The sequence below is a fragment of the Nocardia sp. NPDC057668 genome (assembly GCF_042799795.1).
In the GTDB taxonomy this organism is placed as follows: Bacteria; Actinomycetota; Actinomycetes; order Mycobacteriales; family Mycobacteriaceae; genus Nocardia.
Genome location: NZ_JBHVIC010000002.1, coordinates 459409 through 474052 on the forward strand (window position 1 = coordinate 459409; position 14644 = coordinate 474052).

Annotated in this window: 12 protein-coding genes; 3 read left to right on the forward strand and 9 right to left on the reverse strand. The window is 68.9% G+C overall.

All coding sequences use genetic code 11. From position 1 onward, the window contains the following. Positions 1 to 51: 51 nt before the first annotated feature. A complete protein-coding gene (locus ACFVBH_RS14920) occupies positions 52 to 1416 on the reverse strand; it encodes a VWA domain-containing protein (protein ID WP_379002092.1) in 1365 nt (454 codons plus the stop codon). A 274-nt stretch (positions 1417 to 1690) separates the two neighbouring features. Between ACFVBH_RS14920 and ACFVBH_RS14925 the strand changes: the two genes are divergently transcribed. Beyond that, entirely contained in the window at positions 1691 to 2410 is a 720-nt protein-coding gene (locus tag ACFVBH_RS14925) for a PadR family transcriptional regulator (protein ID WP_354988868.1), read from the forward strand. Between the two features lie 60 nt (positions 2411 to 2470). Next, positions 2471 to 3946, forward strand: coding sequence for a DHA2 family efflux MFS transporter permease subunit (locus ACFVBH_RS14930; protein ID WP_379002093.1), 1476 nt, complete (start codon positions 2471 to 2473; stop codon positions 3944 to 3946). Positions 3947 to 4037: 91 nt separating this feature from the next. Here the strand turns inward: ACFVBH_RS14930 and ACFVBH_RS14935 are convergent, their stop codons facing one another. The 7 genes from ACFVBH_RS14935 to ACFVBH_RS14965 all read right to left on the reverse strand — a co-directional run bounded on the left by ACFVBH_RS14935 (position 4038) and on the right by ACFVBH_RS14965 (position 12952). Then, a complete protein-coding gene (locus tag ACFVBH_RS14935; RefSeq protein WP_354988866.1) occupies positions 4038 to 4658 on the reverse strand; it encodes a Uma2 family endonuclease in 621 nt (206 codons plus the stop codon). 332 nt (positions 4659 to 4990) lie between these two features. Then, on the reverse strand, positions 4991 to 6685 hold the full coding sequence (locus ACFVBH_RS14940) for a molybdopterin-dependent oxidoreductase (RefSeq protein WP_379002094.1): 1695 nt from the start codon (positions 6683 to 6685) through the stop codon (positions 4991 to 4993). Positions 6686 to 6766: 81 nt separating this feature from the next. Next, positions 6767 to 7180 carry a VOC family protein gene (locus ACFVBH_RS14945; protein ID WP_354988864.1) on the reverse strand — a complete coding sequence of 138 codons (414 nt, stop codon included), beginning with the start codon at positions 7178 to 7180 and terminating at the stop codon, positions 6767 to 6769. A gap of 540 nt (positions 7181 to 7720) precedes the next feature. Continuing rightward, positions 7721 to 9514 (reverse strand): long-chain fatty acid--CoA ligase, encoded by a 1794-nt coding sequence (locus tag ACFVBH_RS14950; protein WP_354988863.1) that lies wholly within the window; start codon positions 9512 to 9514, stop codon positions 7721 to 7723. Positions 9515 to 9636: 122 nt separating this feature from the next. Next, positions 9637 to 10551 (reverse strand): alpha/beta hydrolase, encoded by a 915-nt coding sequence (locus ACFVBH_RS14955; RefSeq protein ID WP_379002096.1) that lies wholly within the window; start codon positions 10549 to 10551, stop codon positions 9637 to 9639. 10 nt (positions 10552 to 10561) lie between these two features. Further along, complete coding sequence (locus tag ACFVBH_RS14960; protein ID WP_354988861.1) at positions 10562 to 11392, reverse strand: SDR family NAD(P)-dependent oxidoreductase; 831 nt, start codon at positions 11390 to 11392, stop codon at positions 10562 to 10564. 39 nt (positions 11393 to 11431) lie between these two features. Beyond that, positions 11432 to 12952 (reverse strand): flavin-containing monooxygenase, encoded by a 1521-nt coding sequence (locus tag ACFVBH_RS14965; RefSeq protein WP_379002097.1) that lies wholly within the window; start codon positions 12950 to 12952, stop codon positions 11432 to 11434. 69 nt (positions 12953 to 13021) lie between these two features. Here ACFVBH_RS14965 and ACFVBH_RS14970 point away from each other — a divergent pair, with 69 nt between their 5' ends. After that, positions 13022 to 13663 (forward strand): TetR/AcrR family transcriptional regulator, encoded by a 642-nt coding sequence (locus ACFVBH_RS14970; protein WP_354988859.1) that lies wholly within the window; start codon positions 13022 to 13024, stop codon positions 13661 to 13663. Positions 13664 to 13738: 75 nt separating this feature from the next. On the opposite strand, the gene ACFVBH_RS14975 is transcribed toward ACFVBH_RS14970, so the two are convergent. Further along, on the reverse strand, positions 13739 to 14623 hold the full coding sequence (locus tag ACFVBH_RS14975) for a glycine betaine ABC transporter substrate-binding protein (protein WP_379002098.1): 885 nt from the start codon (positions 14621 to 14623) through the stop codon (positions 13739 to 13741). Positions 14624 to 14644 lie beyond the last annotated feature (21 nt).

Below are 14644 nucleotides of genomic sequence, written 5' to 3' on the forward strand. Positions count from 1 at the left end.
GCCGGATCTCTTCGGAGATCCGGCCCTGCGGCGTTCGGCTGGTACTCGGGATCAGCGGGTGATGCCCGCCGCGCGGGCGGCGCGGAGCCAGTCGGGGAACTCGCCGAGCAGGCTCGTGTAGAGGGCGGGATCGTCGAGTTCGTCGATGTTCAGGGCGGGGAAGAAGCCGGCGTTGTCGACGGTGCGGCCGTCGAGCTCGTCGAGGGTGTTCAGGACGCCGAAGTTGGCCTTGCCCAGGCCGATGAACTGCCAGAAGGCGGGGAGGTTCGCGGCTTCGCGCATCAGGTCGGCGATCTCGCGTTTCTTCGAGAAGCCGCCGTCGGTGAAGAACAGCACCAGGGTCGGCGGGCCGCCGGGCTTCAGGGTGCGCATGATCTCGCGCATGATCGGCATCTCGACGTTGCCCAGGCCGATGAAGTCGTAGTCCAGGCCCTCGCGGGTGCCGGACAGGTGCAGGTACTTCTCGGTCCACGAATGCGCCTGGTCCACGGCGATACTCGGCAGTTTCAGGAAGTCGCGGGCGTACAGGTACGGCTCGAGGAGTCCGTCGTCGTCGAGTTGGATGGCGATGGGGATCATGCGCTCGACCACGCGGTGCACCACCTTCTGGTTGTAGAGCTGGCGCATGCTGCCGGTCTTGTCGATGACGAGCACGACGCGGGCGCGCACACCGGTGGCACGCTTGGTCAGCAAAACCTTGGCGACCTCGCGCTTGCGCAGGTCGAGGCGCTGGCGCTGCTCGGGCGGGAGTGCGGACTCGCCGGGCGCGCTGCGTATTTCGAGTTGGTCCGAAGCAGGCGGCGGTGTGCCGGGCGGGAGCGCCGCGGAAACCGGAGCCACGGAAGCCGTAGCGGAGGTCGCCGAGGCGGCGGAAGTCGCGGTGACAGCAGCGGGGGCCGCAGACGCAACGGGCTCGGGTGAATCATCGACGCTCACACCGTGATCGGTGACCAGCGCGGCGAAGCCACCCGCGTACCCCTGCCCCACCGCACGCACCTTCCACGCTTCGGCGCGGCGATAGACCTCCAGCGCGATGACCACCGATTCGGTGTCGAGTCCTTCGACCGTGTACTCGCACAGCGTGTTTCCCGAGCTGTCGCGGACGCCGACGACCGGCGGCGCGAATCGCCCGAAGGTGGCCGCCGGATCGTCCAGGGTCAGCACCACGCGCACCTGGTCGATCTCGGCGGGGACCGCCGCGGGTGAAACCCACAGCGACGCGGGCGAACCCGGCACGAAGTCGACCCCGGGCCCGGACGGCTGGTTGAAGAAGACGAAGTCCGCGTCCGAGCGCACCTTCCCGTTCGCGGTCACCAGGAGCGCGGACACGTCCACGGCCGCGGCGCTGCGCACCGAGATCGCGACGCCCGCCGCCTCCAGCGGGGCGTTCTGCCCCTTCGTCAGCGTGGCGGCCATGACTGCTCCTTCGTGCGCGCGGGTTTCGGCTGCCAGCCTACGAAAGCCCCGCGCCCGCCGCGATCGTTTCCCCGCCGCGCACGGCTACCCCGGAGCGTGGTGGCCGGCAATCCCTCGGCGTCTGCACCCGGCGCTCCAGCCGAACAGCAGCCGCCCCTCGGCAATATTTCGGCTCGGTGAGCTGTTTCACAAACGGTGACCGACGCCTTGTCCCGCCAATCCTCCGGGCCGTATATTCCACGTGGAATATTTGGCACGGAGGATGGAGGTTCCGGTGAACCGGAAGCAGGCGGGTGTGGCGCTGACGCCGATGGCGATCGCGGTGCTCGCGCTGCTGGAAGAGCGGGCGATGCATCCGTACGAGATGTATCAGCTGCTCATGACCCGACACGAAGACGAACTGGTCAAGATCAAGCCCGGGTCGCTCTATCACACGGTGGCACGCCTGGCCGAGCAGGGATTGGTGCTCGCGGAAGGCACGGATCGGGCGGGCAACCGGCCCGAACGCACCATCTACCGCATCCGATCCGAGGGCCGCAGGTGCCTGCGCGCCCGCATCACCGAGATCCTGCGCCAGCCGGTCAGGGAGTACCCGATCTTCCCCATCGCCTTGGCCGAGGCGCACAATTTGCCGGTGCAGGAAGTGATCGCGCTCTTGCGCGAACGCCTGACCTGGATAGACAGTCGCAGCGCCGAAATCGAGGCGCTGCGCGAGTGGGCGGTGAGCCGGCAGGTGCCGCGCCGTTTCTGGGCCGTCATCGAGTACATGCGCGCACTCAACGTCGCCGAGGGCGACTGGGTCCGCGGCTTCGTCGCCGATCTGGTGAGCGGCGAGCTGCCCTGGGAGGAATTCGACCCGGAGACCGGCGAGCGCCTCCAGATCCTGCCGACCGAAACCCTCGGCTCGGACTGGGGTGCGGGCCTGAGCGCCCAGGACGTGGCCGCGGTCCGCGAGGGCCGCAATCCACTGGCTCCGGACGCGAGCGCCCCGTGACCACTTCTCTTTCCCGGCAGTCGTTTTCGACTGCCCCCGCCAGACAGGAAACCTGAATCCATGTCCACCCAACGCAATCCGTGGCTGGCGCTATACGCGCTGGTCGTCGGCTTCTTCATGATCCTGCTGGATATGACCATCGTCGCGGTGGCCAACCCGGCCATCATGGACGATCTGAACGCCGATATCAGCAAGGTCATCTGGGTGACCAGCGCCTACCTGCTCGCCTACGCGGTGCCGCTGCTCATCACCGGCCGGCTCGGAGATCGCTTCGGCCCCAAGAACATCTATCTCATCGGCCTGACCGTGTTCACCGCCGCCTCGCTGTGGTGCGCGATGTCCGGCAGCATCGAGATGCTGATCGCGGCCCGCGCGGTGCAGGGCCTGGGCGCGGCGCTCATGACCCCGCAGACCATGGCCGTCATCACCCGCACCTTCCCGCCGGACAAGCGCGGCGCGGCCATGGGCCTGTGGGGCGGCGTGGCCGGTCTGGCCACCCTGGTCGGCCCGATCCTGGGCGGCGTCCTGGTCGACTGGCAGGGCTGGGAGTGGATCTTCTACGTGAACGTCCCGATCGGCATCATCGCCTTCGCGCTGGCCGTGTGGCTGGTGCCCGCGCTGCCGACGCACGAGCACAAGTTCGATCTCGTCGGCGTCGCGCTGTCGGCCGTGGGCATGTTCCTGCTGGTCTTCGGCATCCAGGAAGGCAACACCCGCGATTGGGACGCGCTGATCTGGCTGCTCATCGGCGCGGGCGTCGTGGTGCTCGGGCTGTTCGTGGTCAATCAGGCCCGCAACACCGGTGAGCCGCTGGTGCCGCTGAGCCTGTTCAAGGACCGCAACTTCGCCATGTCGAACCTGGCCATCGCGGCCATGGGCGCCTCGGTCACCGCGGTGTTCGTGCCGTTCTACTTCTACCTGCAGCAGGTGCGCGACATGTCGCCCACCCGCTCGGCGCTGGTGCTGGCGCCCATGGCGATCCTGACCGGCGTCTTCGCCCCGATCGTGGGCAAGCTGTCCGATCGCATGCCGCCCCGGGTGTTCCCGACCATCGGTTTCGCCGCGTTCTCCGCGACGATCTTCGCCTTCGCGGCGCTGATGAAGCCGGACGCCTCGATCCTGGCGTTCCTGGTCATCGGCGGCGTCGCCGGCATCGCCAACGCGTGCATCTGGGCGCCGCTGGCCACCACCGCGACGCACAATCTGCCGGTCTCGCAGGCCGGTGCGGGCGCGGGCGTCTACAACACGACCCGCCAGGTGGGTTCGGTGCTGGGTTCGGCGGCGATCGCCGCGCTGATGTCCTCGCGGATCGCGGCGCAGCACCTGCCCGCCGGCCCGATCCACGAGGGCGGCGCGGGGATGGCGCAGTTGCCGGACGCGGTGCTGGACAAGGTCAGCACGGCGCTGAGCCAGTCGATGCTGCTGCCGGGCTTCATCCTGCTGATCGGCGTGGTGGCCTCGGCGCTGTTCGTCGGGCACGGGAAGTCGGCCGAAAAGCCGGCGGACCGGCTGGACAAGGAGCCGGTCGCGAGCTGAATCTCGCGGCGGAACAGCTGATTTCGCCTACCGGACAGTGAAAGAAACAGGCTCCCTGCCGCATTCGCGGAAGGGAGCCTGTTCGCACGGGTCAATAGGCCAGCGCGATGAGCCAGTGCCAGTCGAGGCGGATCTCGATGGGCATGTCCAGCACCGTTTCCCCGACGATCGGCATGAGCCTGCGGTGCGGGCGGTAGTGCCCGAGCACCAGCACGAAGGTCTGGATGTAGGCGACGCGGTCGCGATCCATGTAGACCAGCCAGTACCAGGGAATTCCGGCCATCGCGTATTCCGCCTGTTTGTCGGCGGTGTCCACGCGCTCGCTGATCGGGGTCACGACCTCGACCACGATGCGGATCCGCGAGGCGGGCAGCAGGCCCATTTCCGAAGGGCTGCACGAGAACATCACGATGTCGGGCCTGCGCACGGTGAGGCGCGGCGACTCCCACAGCAGGACGTCCAGGCCGGTGCCGACGTAGAGCACGCCGTCCTGGTAGCGGCCCATATGGGCTTCGGCGGCGTTCTCCAGCATGGAGGCCAGATGTTTGGCGGCGTTGCCGTGCCAGATGCCGGTGGCTTCGGCGCGCACGACATCGCCGTTCACCACCTCGACGAGCCGGCAGAACTCCCGGGGGAGCTGCTGCCAATGATCGAGCGTGAGCGGTTCCGGCTGCAGGTTCTCCGCCCGCGCCCATTCCAGTACTCCGGTCAAGCGCGCTCCCTCGGATGGCTCGGATGGGCTCGGGCGGGCGTGGACGGCCGCCGCCGATCGTAATCCCGCCGCGCCGCTCGAGAGGCCGTTCGGCACTTAGCCACACCGAAAAGCTGCGCACACCACGGCAAACCGGTCGAACCACACCGGTTTTCGGCGATCGCGGCCGCCGGGCATCGTGATCGGAGAATGGCCGCGAGGCTCACGCCGCAGCGGTCGGACGGTCCAGCGACCGGCGATACGGCGATCGGCGATCCAGCCGCCGTGGTCGCGAATATCGAGGGGGTAGCGGCTGCGCATCCGCCGGGATTCACGCCGCGGTCGATCGGCCTTCAGGCGTTGACGCGGATCGTGACCGAGGGGTAGCCGCTCGCGCCGTCGGGGATCACGTCCCGGCGGTCGGCGGTCTGGGTTTCGCCCGTGCCGTCGGTGGCGCGCGCCCAGAGGGTGTGCACGCCGGGTTCGGCCTGCCAGTCGAAGGCCCACTGCCGCCAGGTGTCGATGGAGGGTTCCGCGGCCAGGCGCGCGGGCTGCCACTCACCGTTGTCGACGCGCACCTCGACGCCCCGGATCCCGCGGTGCTGCGCCCAGGCCACCCCGGCCACGGTGACGACGCCCGGGGCGCGGGTGCCCCCGCGCGGGGTGTCGATGCGGGTACCGGTCTTGATGGGGCCCTCGGCCGACCAGCCGCGCTTGGTCCAATACGCCTGCGCGCGATCGAATCTGGTGATCTCCAGTTCGGTGACCCATTTGGTCGCCGAGACGTACCCGTACAGTCCGGGCACCACCAGCCGGGCCGGGTAGCCGTGCGCGGTCGGCAGCGGTTCGCCGTTCATGCCGACCGCGAGCAGCGCGTCGCGCCCATCGGTGAGGGCGGCCAGCGGGCTGCCCGCGGTGAAGCCGTCGACGCTGCGGGACAGCACCATGTCGGCGTCCGGGTGCGGGCCCGCCTCGGCGATGAGTTCGTCGAGCCGGTACCCGAGCCACTGGGCGTTGCCGATCAGGTCGCCGCCCACGGGATTCGACACACAGGCCAGGGTGACGAGCCGTTCCACCGGGGTGCGAGCGTCGAGATCGGCCCAGCTCAAACGGATTTCGCGATCCACCATGCCGTGGATCCGCAGCGACCAGTTCTCCCGGCTCAGCTGCGGCACGGTCAGCGCGGTGTCGATGCGGTAGAAGTCGGAGTTCGGCGTGAGGTAGGGCGTGAGCCCGGGCAGTTTCAGGTCCGCGGCCGGATCCACCGCCACCGGAACGCCTTTCGGCGTCGGCAGCACGACCTCGGCCCGCTCCCCCGCGACGCTGCGCGACCGCACCTCGAGCACCCGCCCGGCGATGCCCGCGCCGATGCCCGCGACGGCCGCGACCGCGATCCCCCGCACGACGAGCCGCCGTTCCAGTGCGACATCGTCGGTCGACGCCGTGCGAGCCGTGCGGCCTCCGGTCGCGTCCCGTTGCACCGCAGCGGTTCCCGGGGAGGTGGCCGAATCCCCGGCTGCCCCCGCATCGAGATCATGATCGGCCGGCCCCGAGGATCCCGCGCCCGCACCGGATCCACCGGCCGCACCCGTCCCGCCCGCGGCCGCCGACACGTCCTCGAGGTCCGCGATGCGATCGATCAGCGTGCGCAGCACCATGATTCCGGCCCACGCGCCGAGTATCGAAGGGAACAGCCAGTTCCAGGTAGCGTGCGGCCGGGTGACCGCCGCGACGGCCGACAGCAGCCCGAGGATCCCGAACAACACCGACCCGGCGGGCCGCTTCGGTCGCTCGATCAGCCCCGCGACGGCCGCGAGCAGCACCGCGACCACACCCATCAGCACGAAGAGCACGAGCTTGTCGTTGGTGCCGAAGGTGTCGATCGCCCATTCGCGCAGCCCGTCCGGCGTGTGGTCGATGACCCACGCGCCGACGGCCTGGAACGGGGTGGCGTCCGGGCTGATGAAGGCCGCCACGATCTCCGCGCCGCCGAGAATCACCCCGGCGGCGACGAGGCCACTACCTATCCGGAATCCACGACCGGTCACGAATCCGACCCTACTGCCCGTTTCGCCGGTTCTCCCCGGCCCATCGGTGACATAACGGTGACGGGCGCGGGGTGACGGCCGTCAGCGCGGGGCGTAGTTGACCATCCACGGCACCGAGAACTTGTCGGTGACCATCCCGAAGGACTCGGCCCATTCGGTCTTGCCCAGGGGCATCGCCACGTCCCCGCCGGCGGACAGGGCGGTGAACACCCGCTCGGCCTCGGCGGCGCTGTCCACGTCCAGGCTCACCGAGTAGCCCGGGTTCGCGGTGTTCACGGTCTGCCCGGGCGGGACGTCGGACCCCATGAGCAGGGAATCGCCCAGCGGCAGGGTCACATTCGCGATCTTGTCGCGGAATTCGGCCGGGAAGTCGTCGGTGCCGCCCATGTCACCGAATCGGGCGATCTGCAGCTCCCCGCCGAGCACGGACCGATAGAAGACGAACGCCTCCTCGGCGTTGCCGTTGAAGACGAGATACGGGTTCACAGCGGTCATGGTTGCCTCCTCGGTCGGTTCCTCGGGTGGCCGAACGCGCCACCCACAGACTAGGACGACCGAGATGCCCGTTTCTCATCGCCCGGGCCGAACTCGATCAGGTCCGGCGACTCCCCGCACGTAGCCGACGCGCACTGCCTCACGTTCCCGGCGCTGCACACCCCCGCGCTCCCGGTCATACACCAGCCCCGCGTTCTTCAGCACTGCATCACCAGCCGTTCCCGATGCTGCACTGCCTCACCTTCCCGGCGCTGCACGACCCCGCGCTCCCGGTCATACACCGGCCCCGCGTTCTTCAGCACTGCATCACCAGGCGTTCCCGATGCTGTACTGCCTCACGTTCCCGGTGGGGCGCTACCGCGTTCCCGGTGTTGCGCTGCCCCGCTGATCGCGGCGGTGCGCTGTCTCGCGTGCCGGCGCTATCCGCGCGCGATCACGCGCAGCGCCCCTCGTGCGCTGCCGCCGCCGGATCGCATCCCGCTACGAAAAAGCGCCGCCCGCGGACAATTCCGCGGGCGGCGCTGCGTTCACGTGCCGGGTCTAGGAGTAGATCGCGTCCACGTCGGACGCGTACTGCTTCATGACCACGTTGCGCTTGAGGGACATCTTCGGGGTCAGCTCCCCGCCCTCCTGGGTCCAGTCGACCGGCAGGATCCGGATCTTCTTGATCGCCTCGGCGTGCGAGACCAGCTTGTTGGTCGCGGCCACCGCGGCGTCGATCTCCGACTTCAGGGTGGCGTTCTCGATCAGCTCTTCCATCGAGATGTCGGCGGCGATCCCGTTGCGTTCCTTCCAGCCCGGCAGCGCCTCCTGATCGATGGTGATCAGCGCGCCGATGAAGGGCTGACCGTCGCCGACGACCATGACCTGGCTGATCAGCGGGTGCTGGCGCAGGGAATCCTCGAGCATCGCCGGGGAGACGTTCTTGCCGCCCGCGGTGACCAGGATTTCCTTCTTGCGGCCGGTGATCGAGATGAAGCCCTGCTCGTCGATCGCGCCCAGGTCGCCGGTCTTGAACCAGCCGTCACCGTCGAACGCGTCGGCGGTGGCCTGCTCGTTCTTCCAGTAGCCGCTGAAGACCACCGGGCCGCGGATGAGCAGCTCGCCGTCCTCGGCGACCTTCGCGCCGTGGCCGGGCAGCGGGCGGCCGACCGAGCCGACCTTGATGAACTTGGGGGTGTTGACGCTGACGGCCGCGGTGGACTCGGTCAGGCCGTAGCCCTCGTAGATGGTGACGCCGGCGCCGCGGAAGTAGTGGCCCAGGCGCGCGCCCAGGGGACCGCCGCCGGAGACCGCGGACTCGCACTGCCCGCCCATGGCCTCGCGCAGCTTGCTGAAGACCAGCTTGTCCAGCACCGCGTGCTTGATCTTGAGACCCAGGCCGGGGCCGCCGTTCTGCAGCGACTCGCTGTAGGCGATGGCCACCTCGGTGGCGTAGTCGAAGATCTTGCCCTTGCCGCCGTCGTGCGCCTTCTGCTTCGCGCCGTTGAACACCTTCTCGAACACGCGCGGCACCGAGAGGATGAAGTCCGGCTTGTACTTGCCGAACTGCTCGACCAGCGTGGACCAGTCGGCGGTGTGCGCGACGGTGACACCGGCGTCGAAGGCGGCCAGGGCCACCGCGCGGGCGAAGACGTGGGCCAGCGGCAGGAACAGCAGCGACTTGCGGCCCGGGCGCAGGAACTCGCTCATCGAGGAGCGGTCCGCGGCCGATTCGGCGTACAGGTTGGCATGCGAGAGCATGACGCCCTTGGGCTTGCCGGTGGTGCCGGAGGTGTAGATCAGGGTCGCCGGGGAGGCGGCCTTGACCTGCGCGCGCCGCTCGTGCACGACGCTGTCGTCCAGCTCCGCGCCGCGCTTGGTGAGCTCGGCGATGACGCCGGACTCGAGCACCAGCACCTCGCGCAGCTCGGGCAGGCTGCCCTCGACCTCGGCGACGGTGGCGCGCAGCTTGTCGTTCTGCACGATGGTGATCTTGGTGGCCGAATCCTCGAGGATCCAGCGCACCTGCTCGGCGGAGGAGCTGTCGAAAATCGCCACGCCGCAGCCGCCGGCCGCCCAGATGGCGAAGTCCAGCACGACCCAGTCGTAGCTGGTCGCCGCCATGATGGCGACGCGGTCACCGAGTTCGATGCCGGAGGCGACGAGCCCCTTGGCCACGCCCGTCACCGTCGCGGCGAACTCCTTCGCCGTGACATCGTTCCAGCCGCCGTTGCCATCCGGAGTGTTGAAAACGACCAGGTCGGGCGTTTCCTTCGCATGCCGGAACGCGCCGTCCGACATATTGGCGGTCTCCGGGATGGTGTAGGTAGCCGGGACTTCGAACTCTCGCATCGCTGCCCTCCACATTGAGTAATACTGGCGAGTAATTTACGCCACGCTTCCAGGTCACACCCCACGGACCGCCCGAACATGTTCTCGTTCGCCGGTCCGGGCGGTCACACGCGTTCTGCTGCCTATCCTATGGACCTGGTAGGCGCGGGGCGCAGCGCTTGGCGCAGGAAGTCGCCGAGTTCCAGCGTGATCGCGGCGGCCGGGGCCACCAGCGACGCCTGCAACTGCGCGACGTGCCAGAGGCCGTCGGTTTCGGAGAACTCGGTGCGCACCCCCGCCGCGGTGAGTTTGCCGACCAGTCGCACGCACTGCGGGTGCAGCAGTTCGTCGCGATCGGCCTGCACGTAGGTCGGCGGCAGCCCGTGCAGCTCGGCCAGCAGCGGCGCGTAGCCGATGTCCCGGCTGTCGCCGTCGCCGAGATAGGCGTCGGCGCACGACCGCGACCACGGCTTGGTCAGCACCAGATCCTCGTCCCGCCCTGGCACCTCGTTGGGGTCGGTCCACGGCGCGATCAACCCGAGCGCGGCGGGCACGTAGCCGTGCTTGTCCCGCAGCCGCAACGCCAGCGCGAGCGAGAGCCCGCCGCCGGCCGAGTCACCGCCGAGCGCGATGCGTTCGGGCCGGTACCCCGAGGCGACCAGTTCCAGGAAGGCCATCTCGGCATCGTCGAGTCCGGCCGGGAACGGATGTTCGGGTGCCAGGCGGTAATCCAGAACGTGGACCGCGCACCCCGTTTCGCGAGCCAGGTAGCCAGCCAGCGCGCGGTGGGTGACGGGCGAGCCGACCGTGTAGCCGCCGCCGTGCAGGTAGAGCACGGTGGCCTGATCGCTGACCGGGCCGACGGTGACCCGTTCGGCCGGACGCCCGCCGAGGCGGACGCGCTCCACGTGGGTGCCGCGCGGCGGGCGCTGCGCCGGCGCGCCGATCTCCATGAGCTTGCGCTGCACGGTGAAGGGCAGCCGGGCGTTCAGCATGACCCGGAAGACCGGGCGCAGCACCGCACGCGCCACGGGCAGTGGCAGTTTCACGTCCAACATATCCAATTCCCTAGGGCAGGAAGCGCTTCTGCACCACCGCGGAGATGCGCTGGTAGTACGAACCGGTGCTGCGCACGAACAGGTCGAGAAGCTTGGCCTCCCAGCCGATCAGCACGCGGCCGTGCCCCTTGGCCACGCCCTCGGTGATGACCTGCGCGGCCATTTCCGGGGTGTGCAGCGCGAGCTGCTTGTCGAACATCGTGGCCAGGTTCTTCTGGTCCAGGCCCTCGGCGACGGTGGCGTTGCGGGCCACGGCGGTCTTGATGCCGCCGGGGTGCACGCAGGTGACCTTGACCGGCTTGCCGCTCATGATCATTTCCTGGCGCAGCGCCTCGGTGAAGCCGCGCACCGCGAACTTGGCCGCGTTGTAGGCGCTCTGACCCGGCACCGCGATCAGGCCGAAGAGGCTGGACACGTTCACCACGTGGCCCGCGCCCGACTCGATCAGGTACGGCAGGAAGGCCTTGGTGCCGTTGACGACTCCGTAGAAGTCGACGTCCATGATGCGTTCGATGTCCTTGAACGCGGTGCTGACCACGTCGCCGTGATGGGCGATGCCGGCGTTGTTGTAGATCTGGTTGACCCTGCCGAAGTGCTTGTTGACCTCGTCGGCGTACAGCAGCACCGCTTCACGCTCGGCGACGTTCAGGCGATCGGACTTGATGTCGACGCCGTACCGCTCGCAGCGCTGCACCGTTTCGGCGAGGCCCTCGGTGTCGATGTCCGAGAGCGCGAGCTTCGCACCCCGGCGAGCCAGGTTCTCGGCCAGGGCGCGGCCGATGCCGGAGCCCGCGCCGGTGATCACACAGACTTTGTCCTTGAAGTAAGCATCATTGCTCACGGGGTTACCACTTTCGTTTGTGCTTGGGCCCGTAGGGAATCAGACGGAGGCCGGGGCGGCGGTCTTGGCGGTGTCGTACGCGGACACGTCGAACTTCTCGAGCAGACTACGGAAGCGGAAGGTGAAGTCCGGCCACAGCGTGGTGTTGTTGCCGTGCTTGTCCATGTACCAGGAGGCACAGCCGCCGGTGCTCCACACCGCGCCCTCGAGCTTGCCCTGCAACTCGACGTTGTACTTATCCTGCGCATCCTTGCGCACCTCGATGGTGCGCAGGCCGAGCCGGTCGATGGTGGCCACGGCGTCGGAGATGTAGTTGATCTGCGATTCGATCATGTACACCATCGAGGTGTGGCCCAGGCCCACGTTCGGGCCGAGCATGAAGAACATGTTGGGGAAGTTGTTGATGGCCGAGCCCTTGTAGCCCTGCTGGCCGCCCTCTTCGAAAACCTCCGCGAGTGTGCGGCCGTCGCGACCGGAGATGGTCTCGTAGGCCGGGGAATCGGTGACGTGGAAGCCGGTGGCCACGATGATCGCGTCCACTTCGCGCTCGACGCCGTCCTTGGTGACGACGGAGTTGCCGCGAATCTCCTTGATGCCGTCGGTCACCAGGTCCACGTTCTCGCGACCCAGCGCCGGGTAGTACTCGTTGGAGATGAGCATGCGCTTGCATCCGATACGGAAGTTCGGGGTGACCTTGGCGCGCAGCTCGGGATCGCGGACCTCGACACGCAGCTTGGCGCGCGCGATGGTCTCCAGGATCTTCATCGCGGGCGGGAACTTGGCCAGGCCGACGACCTGGCTCTCGCGGACCGCGTAGATGGCCGCGCGCGAGAGCGCCTGCGCACCCGGGATGTACTTGAACGCAAGACGTTCGGGCAGCAGGTACGGGCGGTCGCCGCGCGGCAGCAGCCACGGCGCGGTGCGCTGGTAGACGTCCAGGTGCGCGACCTGCTTGGCGATCGCGGGCACGATCTGGATGGCCGAGGCGCCGGTGCCGATGACCGCGACGCGCTTTCCGGTCAGGTCCGAATCGTGGTTCCAGCGCGCGGAGTGGAAGATCTCGCCCTGGAATTCGTTGATGCCCTTGATATCCGGCAGGTTCGGCTCGCAGAGCGCGCCGACGGCGGAGATCAGGATGTCGGCGGTGAACGCGCCCTGCGAGGTCTGGATCTCCCAGCGAGCGGTCGCGTTGTCGAACTGCGCGCCGGTCATGTCGCAGCCGAAGATGTGCTTGTCGCGCACGCCGTACTTGTCGGCGACGCCCTGAATGTACTTCTGGATCTCCGGCTGCTTGGAGAACGAGCGCGTCCACTCCGGGTTCAGCGCGAAGGAGTACGAGTACAGGTGCGAGGGCACGTCGCAGGCCGCGCCCGGGTAGGTGTTGTCGCGCCAGGTGCCGCCGACGTCATCGCCGCGCTCCAGCACGAGGTAATCCTGCTGGCCCTGCTGGCTCAGGCGGATCGCCATGCCCAGGCCCGAGAACCCGCTGCCGACGATGATGATGTGCGAATGCCGGACCGGCCGATTATCGACAGCTTTGTCTGTAACCTTGCGACTCATGAAAACGAGGGTAGGGTCTTATTGAGTCCGAGTCAACAGTGTTGACTCGCGTTCAGTAGGATTTTCCCGGTGACCGAAGGACAAAGCGTGAGCAGACCGGCCTCCGCCGCCAAACGCGTACGCCTCAGCCCCGAGGAACGCCGCCGGCAGCTGATCACACTGGGCACCCGCATGCTGCGCGAGCGGGAGCTGGAAGACATCTCGGTCAGCGAGATCGCCAAGCAGGCGGGGATCTCGCGGGCCCTGCTCTTTCACTACTTCCCCACCAAACAGGACTTCTACCTGGCCGTGGTGGCGCACGCCAATGCCGAACTGCTGGCCCGCACCGCCCCCGACCCGGACCTGAACATGCTCGACATGCTGCGCGACTCGATCACGCGCTACGTCGACTACGTCAGCGAGAACCGCACCTCGTACCGCGCCCTGCTGCGCGGCCCGGCCAGCGCCATCCCCGAACTCATCGCCATGGTCGACGCGCACCGCGGCGCGCAGGTCGAGCGCATCCTCGCCAACTCGCCGCTGCCGATCGAGGACGCCGAACTCCCCGGACTCACCCTGGCCGTGCGCGGCTGGATCGCGTTCCTGGAGGAGACCACCCTCATCTGGCTGCGCGAGGAACCCATCCCCCGCGACGAACTCATCGAACTGCTGGTGGAATCGCTGCCGTCGCTGGCGCTCACCCCGCGGCTCGCGGCCGCGCTGCTGGACTGAACGGACCGAGCACCGCGGCGCACTCGATTCGCCGCCCCGCCCGCACGCGTCCGGCGCTCGCCGCCACCCGCTCGTCTACAGCGCGTGCGCGTCCAGCCAGGCCCGCGCCGCCTCGTTCGGAGCCACCCCGTCCTCACGCACCTGGCGGATCAGGTCGGCCAGGTCGACCGTGGTCAGTTCACCGCCGACGTAGTTGAGTTTGCGCAGCTGGATCTCGCTCAGCTCGCCCTTGCGCAACAGCGGCAGCACCATCGCGGCCCGGAAGGCGTAGTCCGGATCGGCCAGCGCGACCAGATCCGCGCCGCCGTCCGGCAGATAGGACGGCGGGCCGGACAGCACACCCAGCTGAATACGCCCCTCGGCGAGCGCTTTTCGCAGCTCGGCGGGGTCGGCGAAGGACACCGGCTCGGCGAGTTCGCAGCCGTACACCGCACGCAGCGGCTCCACCACGTCCCGGTGCGGATCGAGCGGCGCGCGCTGGGGATCCAGCGCGGGCCCGGTGGCGACACCCACCGCCAGCCCGGCACATCTCGGGCCGAGATCCTTTAGCGTGGGCGGGAATTCGGCGACGCGGGTGGCCGCCGCGACCACCGTCGGCCGCAGATCCGTGCCGTCGGCCGCGTCGCCGACGATCAGGCCCGCGGGCAGCGCGGCATTGAGCGCCGCGGTGACGGCCTCGGGTTTGCGTGCGGCGGAGCCGGAATCGAGAACGGTGAGCAGGTCGCCGTTCACCTCGCCGACCGCGACGACCCGGTCCGCGTCCAGCGCCGCGATCGCGGCCGCCCGATCGCCGAGTCCGTCCCGCACGGCGGTGCGCGCCCCGGTGCGGGCCAGCGCCCCGGCGTACACCGCGGCCAGCACCTGCGATTGGGTGGACTCCCCCGCGCCGACGGTGAGCACCGGGCCGGAATCGGAACCGCAACTCGCGGCCAGGACCGCCAGCGTCGCGAGCACGGCCACGCGCCGGATCACACGCGGCGC

Bases quoted from the DNA above. Each gene is read 5' to 3' on its own strand.
- ACFVBH_RS14920 (WP_379002092.1), bottom strand. From the start codon at position 1,416: ATGGCCGCCACGCTGACGAAGGGGCAGAACGCCCCGCTGGAGGCGGCG.
- ACFVBH_RS14930 (WP_379002093.1), top strand. From the start codon at position 2,471: ATGTCCACCCAACGCAATCCGTGGCTGGCGCTATACGCGCTGGTCGTC.
- ACFVBH_RS14945 (WP_354988864.1), bottom strand. From the start codon at position 7,180: ATGACCGCTGTGAACCCGTATCTCGTCTTCAACGGCAACGCCGAGGAG.
- ACFVBH_RS14950 (WP_354988863.1), bottom strand. From the start codon at position 9,514: ATGCGAGAGTTCGAAGTCCCGGCTACCTACACCATCCCGGAGACCGCC.
- ACFVBH_RS14955 (WP_379002096.1), bottom strand. From the start codon at position 10,551: ATGTTGGACGTGAAACTGCCACTGCCCGTGGCGCGTGCGGTGCTGCGC.
- ACFVBH_RS14965 (WP_379002097.1), bottom strand. From the start codon at position 12,952: ATGAGTCGCAAGGTTACAGACAAAGCTGTCGATAATCGGCCGGTCCGG.